This is a genomic window from Variovorax sp. P1_H12_2, assembly GCF_056405335.1.
The window spans coordinates 1-8,533 of sequence record NZ_JBFUCI010000283.1 but is presented as its reverse complement, the minus strand read 5'-3'; the positions used below and the strand labels follow the sequence as shown (position 1 = coordinate 8,533).

7 protein-coding genes and 2 pseudogenes are annotated in these 8,533 nt (G+C 67.7%); 1 reads left to right on the top strand and 8 read right to left on the bottom strand.

The genetic code is table 11. The features are described from left to right. A pseudogene (locus AC1D2K_RS23860) lies at positions 1–275 on the top strand (DEAD/DEAH box helicase); the annotation flags it as partial. Between the two features lie 64 nt (positions 276–339). Here AC1D2K_RS23860 and AC1D2K_RS23855 read toward each other — a convergent pair. From AC1D2K_RS23855 to AC1D2K_RS23820, 8 genes and pseudogenes are all read right to left on the bottom strand, one after another. Next, on the bottom strand, positions 340–1,410 hold the full coding sequence (locus AC1D2K_RS23855) for an ABC transporter ATP-binding protein (protein ID WP_478091482.1): 1,071 nt from the start codon (positions 1,408–1,410) through the stop codon (positions 340–342). 146 nt (positions 1,411–1,556) lie between these two features. Then, on the bottom strand, positions 1,557–2,414 hold the full coding sequence (locus AC1D2K_RS23850) for a carbohydrate ABC transporter permease (protein WP_478091480.1): 858 nt from the start codon (positions 2,412–2,414) through the stop codon (positions 1,557–1,559). Beyond that, the gene (locus AC1D2K_RS23845; RefSeq protein ID WP_478091479.1) at positions 2,411–3,286 is read right to left on the bottom strand and encodes a carbohydrate ABC transporter permease; all 876 of its coding nucleotides are present in this window, start codon (positions 3,284–3,286) and stop codon (positions 2,411–2,413) included. The genes AC1D2K_RS23850 and AC1D2K_RS23845 overlap by 4 nt, the downstream gene beginning before the upstream one ends. Positions 3,287–3,460: 174 nt before the next feature. After that, positions 3,461–4,837 (bottom strand): ABC transporter substrate-binding protein, encoded by a 1,377-nt coding sequence (locus AC1D2K_RS23840; protein WP_478091477.1) that lies wholly within the window; start codon positions 4,835–4,837, stop codon positions 3,461–3,463. Positions 4,838–4,915: 78 nt separating this feature from the next. Continuing rightward, positions 4,916–5,662 carry a FadR/GntR family transcriptional regulator gene (locus tag AC1D2K_RS23835; protein ID WP_478091476.1) on the bottom strand — a complete coding sequence of 249 codons (747 nt, stop codon included), beginning with the start codon at positions 5,660–5,662 and terminating at the stop codon, positions 4,916–4,918. Positions 5,663–5,674: 12 nt separating this feature from the next. Continuing rightward, on the bottom strand, positions 5,675–6,628 hold the full coding sequence (locus tag AC1D2K_RS23830; RefSeq protein WP_478091475.1) for a 2-hydroxyacid dehydrogenase: 954 nt from the start codon (positions 6,626–6,628) through the stop codon (positions 5,675–5,677). A gap of 134 nt (positions 6,629–6,762) precedes the next feature. Next, the gene (locus AC1D2K_RS23825) at positions 6,763–8,256 is read right to left on the bottom strand and encodes an N-acyl-D-amino-acid deacylase family protein (RefSeq protein WP_478091474.1); all 1,494 of its coding nucleotides are present in this window, start codon (positions 8,254–8,256) and stop codon (positions 6,763–6,765) included. Next, a pseudogene (locus AC1D2K_RS23820) lies at positions 8,253–8,533 on the bottom strand (RpiR family transcriptional regulator); the annotation flags it as partial. The pseudogene AC1D2K_RS23820 and the gene AC1D2K_RS23825, both read right to left, overlap by 4 nt.

Here is an 8,533-nt window from a genome sequence, read left to right as displayed (position 1 = left end):
GCCACAGCCCGACGCAAGCCGACGCGGTGGCCCATCTGCGTGCCGAAGCGGTGGCGGGCGGCGAGGGACAGCCGGATCCGTTGCGCACCAGCGTCGACAGCCTGGGTGGCGGCCGTGGCCGTCGCGGTGGCGGTGGCGGCTACGGCGGCAACCGTTCCGGCGGTGGCGGCGGTCGTTCGGGCGGCGGTGGCCGATCGGGCGGCGGCTATGGCGGCGGTGGTGGCGGCTACGGCGGCGGCGGCGGCGGCGGCGGTGGCCGTTCCTTCGGCCGCTGAGTCGCAGCGACTCCTCTCCTCCGTAAAAAAGGGCGCTCTGCGCCCTTTTTCTTTGGACGCGCGCTCAGGCCAGGCGCAGGCCGGTCTGCCGATCGAACAGGTGCACGCTCTCGTTGCCGATCGCCAGCCCCACGATCTGATCCGGCTCGGCGTCGACGCGGCCATGGACCGCCAGCGTCAACGTGGTCTCGCCGACCTGGACCACGAGTTCGGTCTCGGCGCCGGTCGGCTCGACCACGATGATCTGGGCCGGCACGCCGCGGTCCGGGGTCGACAGCGTGATGTCGCCCGGCCGCACGCCGTAGTGGACCTGCTGCCCATCGACCGCCGACGTGCCCGCAGGCGCCGGCCACGAGGCGCCCTGCGCCTCGACCCGGCACTGGCCGTCGACGCGCCGCACCATGCCCTCGAGCACGTTCATGGCCGGCGAGCCGATGAACTGGGCGACGAACAGGTTGTCGGGCCGGTCATACAGCTCGAGCGGCGTGCCGATCTGCTCGACCGCGCCGTCGTGCATGACGACGATGCGGTCGGCCATCGTCATGGCCTCGATCTGGTCGTGCGTGACGTAGACCGTGGTGGTCTTGAGCCGCTGGTGCAGCGCCTTGATCTCGGCGCGCATCGCGACCCGCAGCTTGGCGTCGAGGTTCGACAGCGGCTCGTCGAACAGGAACACCTTGGGGTCGCGCACGATCGCCCGCCCCATCGCGACCCGCTGCCGCTGCCCGCCGGAGAGCTCGCGCGGATAGCGCCCGAGCAGCTGGTCGAGGTTGAGGATCTTCGCGGCGTCGGCCACGCGCTTGTCGGTGAGCGCCTTCTCGGCCTTGCGCAGGCGCAGGCTGAAGCCCATGTTCTCGCCCACGGTCATGTGCGGATACAGCGCGTAGCTCTGGAACACCATCGCGATGTCGCGGTCCTTCGACTCGAGCTCGTTGACCACCCGGCCGTCGATCATGATCTCGCCGCCGCTGATGTCCTCCAGGCCCGCGAGCATGCGCAGCAGCGTGGACTTGCCGCAGCCCGAAGGGCCGACCAGCACCACGAACTCGCCGTCCTCGATCTCGAAGCCCAGGCGCTCGATGATCCGGGTCTTGCCGTAGGACTTCTGGACATCGCGAAAAGTGACTGAAGCCATATCGTCGTCTCTTTCTCTCTCTGTGTAGGCCCGGCGAAGCCCGGGCCTGTTCGGGGGACACCGCGGAACCGGCTTTGCCGGGCCGCTGGTGTCGCCCCCTGCAAGGGGGTGGGCGCCCGGACACGAAGTGCCGGGCAACCCGGGGGTCAGCTCTTGACTGCTCCGGCGGTGATGCCGCCGACCATGTAGCGCTTGAACGTGTAGTAGATCGCCGCCGGAGGCAGCGCGTAGATGAGGCCGGTTGCCATCAGCAGTTCCCAGGGCGAATCGTCGGCCGCGAGGAAGTTGCCGAGCGCCACGGCCAGCGTCACGCTGCGGTCGTTCGACAGCAGCAGGAAGGCATAGAGATACTCGTTCCAGGCCAGCAGCAGCGCATAGGTGCCGACCGCCACCAGCGAAGGCACCATCAGCGGCAGGTAGACCAGCCTGAAGAGCTGCAGCGGCGAGGCGCCGTCCATGCGCGCCGCCTCGTCGAGCTCGTAGGGCAGCTYGTCGGRGGCCTGCTTGAGCACCCAGATGCAGTACGGCGAGGCGATGGTCACCATCGCGAGGATCAGCGCCCACTGGCTGTTGAGCAGGCCATAGTTGCCCATGGTCTTGTACATCGGCACGGCCAGGAACGCGGCCGGGATGAAGTAGGTGAAGAGCGCCATGTTCATCACCGTGCGCCCTCCCCGCACGCGCAGCCGGCTGATCGCGAAGGCCGCGGTGGTCGCCACGAACAGCGTGATCGCGCCGACCGCCACCGCGATGAACAGCGAGTTGCCCAACTGCACCCAGAAGTGATCGAGGTAGAAGTGCTTCTGCTGGAACACGGTGCTGAAGTTGTCGAAGGTCGGCGACTTCGGCCACAGCCGGCCGCTGGTCGCCGTGCCGCGCGGCGAGATCGCGAACAGCACCATGTGGTAGATCGGGATCAGCGTCCAGATCAGCACCGGGATGCCGATCAGCAGCAGCTTGGCTTCGTTGCCTGCCGACTTGAGGGTCCAGCGCTTGCGGCTCATTTCGACAACCTCTTCATCATGAAATAGACCAGGGGCAGGATCAACGGCATCGCGACCACGATGGAGGCCATCGACAGGTCGACCTGGTCGAGCCGCAGATAGCGGATGCCGATGGTCGCGAGCACATGCGTCATGTCGGCCGGGCCACCGCCGGTCAGCAGGTAGACGCTGTTGAAATCGCCCAGCGTCCAGATCATCGACAGGATCAGCGAAGTGACATAGAGCGTGCGCAAGGCCGGCCAGCTGATGAAGCGGAATTTCTGCCACGAACTGGCGCCGTCGACCGAGGCCGCCTCGTACTGCTCGCCCGGTATCGCCAGGCGCCCCGCCACCAGGATCAGGGTCCAGAACGGCAGCGATTTCCAGATGTGCATCAGCATCGCGAAGCCGAGCGCCAGCGTCGGCTCGTTGAGCCAGTTGGGCCCGTCGAGCCCGGTCAGATGGAAGATGGTGCTGTTGATCACGCCCCACTCGGGGTTGAGCATGAAGCGCACCGACAGGATGGTCGGGATCGACGGCACGGCCCAGGGCAGGATGAAGATCCCCGCGAGGATCTTGATCCACCAGCGCGACTGCACGAAGAAGCCCGAGAGCACCAGCGCCACGGCCATCTTGACGTTGATGGCGACGATCAGGAACACCACCGTGTTGATGACCGAGCGGAAGAAGATCGGGTCTTCGACCAGGTGCACGTAGCTCTGCGGATGGCGCGCCAGCCAGAGCCCGTAGCACACCGGGTAGAGCACGAAGACGGCGAACACCAGCAGGTAGGGAACGACCATCAGCCGGCCCCAGAACTGCCAGCGTCCGAGCTTGCTGGCGGGTGTTGCGGCGCTGCCGGCCGCGGTCACGGCGCTTGCGGTGGAACTCATGGTCGGCTACCCCCGAATTTCAGTTACCCATGGCGTTGCACGGCCTGACAGCCGACGAAACCGCCCTGAACGAAGGCCAGGAACCCCGCGGAACCGGCTTCGCCGGGCCGCTGGGGTTGCCCCCTGGAAGGGGGTGCCCGAGCCACACGCAGTGGGCGAGGCTGGGGGTGATCTTCATCGCGCGACCGTCTTGATGCGCTCGATCATCTCGTCGACCGCCTTGTCCACCGGTACCTTGTCGCTCACCACGCGATTCATCGCCTTGGCCCAGACGTTCTCGTTGTTGAGCACGGTGAACTTGTAGTTCTTGGTGAATTCGAAGGTCACGGTGCCGGCAGCGTACTGGTTGAACACCGACTTGCGATGYGGATCGGCCTGCCAGAACGGGCTCGCCTGCCCCGCCTTGGTGACCGGGAACCAGCGGCCCAGCGAGCCTTCGACGTAGGGCGTGAGGTTCTCTTCCTGCAGCAGGAAGGCGACGAACTCCTTGGCGCGCTGCTTGTTCTTGGCCTCCTTGAACACCACGCCGGTCTTGACCGCGGTGCGGTAGACCATCTTGCTGCCGTCGGGCTTGTTCGGGAAGCCCGCGGTGCGGATGCGCTCGGTGTAGTTCTTCTTGGCCTCCTCGCGCTGCTCGGGCGTGAGCGACGCGTTGTTGGAGTCGTCGAGCCACTTGGCAGCGATCGAGATCGTCGCGTTGTGCGTCATGGCGGTCGTCTTGTTGTGGAAGGCGACGTTGTTGTCCGGGTCCTTCCAGCTCGTGGACGACGGCGGGGTGCAGCCCTTGGTGTAGGGCGCCGTGTAGTCGGTCATCGCGCTGATCAGGCCGGCACGCACCGCAGGGTCGTCGACCAGCAGCTTGCCGCTGTCGTTGACCATCTTCACGTTGTAGGCGTCGGCGAAGGTCAGGAAGGAATAGAACGAATCGCTCGAATCCACGCCCATCGGCATGCCGATGCCGAAGTTGCGCTTGCCGCTCTTCTGGCGACTGGCCGGCTGCACCTTCTCGCACCAGAACGACCAGTAGTCCTTCCAGCCCGTCGGGATGTCCGACTCCTTGAGGCCGGCCTCGTTCAGCATGTCGATCCAGTACTCGATGTGCATCGTCTGCTGCTTGATCGGAAAGGCGTAGTAGGCCTTCGCCTTGGTCTTGTCGTCGTACAGGAAGGTGGTCTCGATGGTGTTCGGCGCAAAGCGCGAGGCGATCGGGGCCAGCACGCTGCTGATGTCCTCGAGCTTGTCGTCGTAGGCCCACTTGCCCGTGACCTGGAAGTCGTAGACATCGGCATAGGCGACATCGGGCGGGCTGCCCGAATCGAGCGCCGAGACGGTCTTGGGGATCATGTCCTGCACCGGATACTGCGAGAGTTCGACCTTCACACCCTTGTGCTTGTCCTCGAACTTCTTGATGGCGGCGAACAAGGCGTCGTCCTCGGCCTTGTAGAAGCCCTTGACCCACCAGACAGTGAGCTTCTCCTGCGCCAGGGCCTGGCCGGCGACCGTCAGGCCCAGTGCCATCAATGTCGGGACCACGAGTGCTTTGAATTTCATTTCTCTTGTCTCCTCTTTCTTGCAACGGAAGGGCTCGATGCACGAGCCGGGGTGGGAAGCAGGAATCCGTGGTGCGCCTCAGGCCGCCGCCCGCAGGCGCGGGGGTGGGCGCGACAGCCGGGGCAGCTGGCGGCGCGAGCCCAGCACGTCGTCGATGTCCTCGCGGGCGCTGTCGATCAGCTTGATGATGGCCCGCTCGGCCCGCGCCGGGTTGCGCGCGATCACCGCATCGAGCACCGCGCGGTGCATCGGCAGCGATTGCGCCGGGCCATCCTTCTTGCTGGTGGAGATCTCGAAGCTGGTGCGCAGCAGCGCATGCAGCGCCTTGCTCATCTGCGCCAGCATGCGGTTGCGCGCACTGCGCAACAGGCCGTTGTGGAAGCGCAGGTCGAAGGTGACGTAGTCGCCACCGAATTCCACCGCGTGCTTCATGCCGGCGTAGGCAGCCTCGATCTCCTCGATGTCCTCCGGCGTGGCGCGCTCCGCCGCCAGCCGGACGGCGGCGGGTTCCACCGCACGCCGCAGATCCTGCAGGTCGCGCAGGAACTCGGGCGTGAGGCCGGCACGCGCCTGCCAGGTGATCACGTCGGGGTCGAACCAGTTCCATTGCTCGTCGGGCAGCACGCGGGTGCCGACCTTGGGGCCGGTGACGATCAGGCCCTTGGCCACCAGCGACTTGACGGCTTCGCGCACCACCGTGCGGCTGACACCGAAGGCCTCGCACAGCAGGGGCTCGGCCGGCATCGGCGCACCGACCGCGTACTGGCGCGAGACGATCGCTTCACCCAGCAGGTCGAGCGTGCGGCCGTGGGTGTTCTTGGCCATGAAACGTCCTGGTCAGGCGTCGACCGGGGTCAACAAGGGCTGACCGGCGAAATGCGCGCGCAGGTTGTCGAAGGTGAGCTGGCCCATGGCTTCGCGCGTCTGCTTCGTGCCGCTGCCGATGTGCGGCGTCAGCACCACGTTGGGCAGGGCGCGCAGCGCCTCGGGCACGTTCGGTTCGTTGGCGAAGACATCGAGGCCGGCGCCCGCGATGGTGCCGTGGCTCAGGGCGTCGATCAGGGCCGCTTCGTCGACCACGCTGCCGCGCGCGACGTTCACGAGGTAGCCGTCGGGCCCGAGCGCCTTCAGCACGCGCGCATCGATCAGGCCGCGCGTGGCAGCACCGCCGGGCGTGATCACGACCAGGAAGTCGACTGCGGCGGCCAGCGACGCTGCGTCGGGATGGTAGGTGTAGCCGACGCCGGCGCGCGGCGAGCGCGAGGTGTAGGCCACGCTCATCTTGAAGGCCAGTGCGCGCTCGGCGATCGCCTGGCCGATGCGGCCCATGCCGACCAGCCCGAGCCGGCCGCCCGTGACCTTGCGGCTCAACGCGATCGGGCCGTGCGTCCATTCGTTGGTGCGCACGAAGCGGTCGGCCTGCGGAATGCGGCGCGCCGTCGCGATCAGCAGGCCGATCGCGAGATCGGCCACATCGTCGTTGAGCACGGCGGGCGTGTTGGTGACCGGCACGCCGCGCTCGTGCGCGGCCGCGACATCGACGCCGTCGTAGCCGACGCCGAAGACCGAGATCACTTCGAGCGCCGGCAGCCGGGCGATCAGTTCGCGCGGCACCTTCGCCTCGCCGTTGGCGACCACGCCGCGGATGCGCGGCGCCACGGCAGCGAAGGCCGCCGGGTCGCTGATGTGGATGCGGTCGTGCAGCGTGTAGTGCTGGCGCAATTGATCCAGCAGGAAGGGCATCAGCGGCGCGACGAGCAGCAGCTCGGGTCGTCCTGCGTTGTCTGGCATCACACTGTCTCCTGCTCGAACCATCGATGCGCACGAAGCGCCCTGCGGCAGCGCCGTCACCCGGTCGCTGTCGATTCAAATCATATGATGATTGAAATCGAGCTTGCGCAGGACAAACCCTGATGGGCAGGCGGCTAGAAGGCCTCGTTCGCCGCGCGCCTGACGAAGCGCCCCGCGCGCGCGCCCGTCGCGCGCCCTTCGGCCGTGTAGCTCAACACCCCATTGACCCAGACGTGCTCGATGCCTTCGCTGAACGCGCGCGGATGCTCGAAGGTGGCGCCATCCTTGACGCGCAGCGGATCGAAGACCACCACGTCGGCCATGTAGCCGGCCTTGAGCAGGCCGCGCTCGCCGATGCGAAAGCGCGCGGCCGACAGGCCCGTCATCTTGTGCACGGCTTGCTCGAGGCGCAGCAGCCCCTTCTCGCGCCAGTAGCTGGCCAGCACGCGCGGGAACGCGCCCCACAGGCGCGGATGCGGGCGCTCGTCGTGCGGCAGGCCGTCGGAGCCGATCATCGACAGCGGATGCGCCATCACGCGCTGCACGTCGTCCTCGCGCATCTGGAAGTAGCAGGCATTGCCGGGCTTCAGGCGCAATGCGGCGTCCTGCTGCGACAGGCCCCACTCCGCGGCGATGTCGGCCAGGTAGCGCCCGCCCATCTCGGGGTGCGCCTGGCTGCCCGTGATCAGGATGTCGATGATGCCGTCGACCAGGTCTTCGCGCAGCACCGTGGAGCCCGCGGTGTACGGGTAGACATCCATGCCGATCTCCTGGCCGCGCGCCAGCGCCTCGATCAGCGACAGGGTCTCGCGCGTGCGGCCCCAGTTGGCGGGGCCGGCGCACTTGTGGTGCGAGATCACGAGCGGCAGCCCCGATTGGCGCGCAGTGAGCGCCGCCTCCTGCAGCGCCGGCAGGATGCCGGCCAGCTCGTCGCGGACATGGGTGGCATAGACGCCGCCGTTGCGTGCCGCCACGCTGGCGACCGCCACCAGTTCCTCGACATCGGCGGCATAGGCCTCCTCGTAGAAGACGCCAGACGACAGCCCCAGCGCACCGGCGTCCATCGCCTCCTGCATGTCGGCCGCCATCGCGGCGCGCTCGGCCTCGTTGGCCGCACGGTCGAGCACCGCCATGTGGCGCATGCGCAGCGCGGTGTGGCCCAGCAGCGCCGCGACGTTCACCGCGGGCCGTGCCGCATTCACGGCGTCGGCATAGGCGCGCATCGTGGCGTGGCGGAACTGGTGCCGGCCCAGCAGCGACAGCGGCGCCCGCGGCGAATCGGTCACCACCGGCGCGAGCGAGATGCCGCAGTTGCCGACGATCACGGTCGTCACGCCCTGCGAGATCTTCGGCAGCATGTCGGCCTTCTCGATCGCGGCCGCGTCGTCGTGCGTGTGGACGTCGATGAAGCCTGGCGCGACGACCCGCCCGCTGCAATCGATCTCGAGCACCGGGCCTTGCAGGTGCAGGCCGGCCAGCAGTGCGGGCGGCGTCTGGCCGGGCGCGGCGATCGACGCGATGCGTTCGCCGGCCAGCAGCACGTCGGCCGTCCAGCCCGGGCTGTCGCTGCCGTCGACGAGCGTGCCGCCCTTGAGCAGCGTGGGGCGGCCGAAGTCTTGACTCGTCATGATCGATCGTCGATTTTTTCCGTGGCGCCCGAGAACTCGGCACTGTCGAAGCCGTGCTTGTGCAGCAGATGCTTGAACTGCGTCAGCCCGCGCGTGGCGACCGGCCCGAGCTTCTGCGCCAGCCGCACCATCAGGATCTCGAGCACCACCAGGTGCGCCAGGTAGGCCTCGGTACCGACGCGCATCACCGCGTCCTGCGGCACCGACACCGCGAGCACCAGGTCCGCGATCTCGGCCAGCGGCGTGTCGGGCTGCGTGAGCGCCACCACGGTGGCGC